1 protein-coding gene is annotated in these 251 nt (G+C 55.8%); it reads left to right on the top strand.

Going from position 1 to position 251, the window contains the following annotated elements; genetic code table 11:
- Window positions 1–222 (top strand): IclR family transcriptional regulator C-terminal domain-containing protein (locus SCA31_RS24680; RefSeq protein WP_410699594.1); only part of this gene is annotated, 222 nt, incomplete at its 5' end.
- Window positions 223–251: the final 29 nt, after the last annotated feature.

The following is a 251-nucleotide window of genomic DNA, read 5'->3' as shown; positions in this document are numbered from 1 at the left end:
CTGGCAGAAGACCTCGAGGAAATGGACGCCGGGGTATGCTGTTTCGCGACACCGATTCTCGATCACACCGGCAAGGCCATTGCGGCGCTCAGCATGTCGATCCCGACGATTCGTTATCATCAGGATGTCACCCTCGAGTACAAGAAGATCCTGTGTGAATCCGGCCGGAACATTTCCGCGAACCTTGGTTGGAAGCCATCTCATGAACACGCCCATGGCTGATGACGCGGAGGAAAACAGACACGGATGTC

Source organism: Chryseobacterium sp. SIMBA_028 (genome assembly GCF_046535285.1).
Classification (GTDB): domain Bacteria; phylum Bacteroidota; class Bacteroidia; order Flavobacteriales; family Weeksellaceae; genus Chryseobacterium.
The sequence above is the reverse complement of the archived record's forward strand: the minus strand, read 5'-3'. Positions and strand labels throughout refer to the sequence as shown.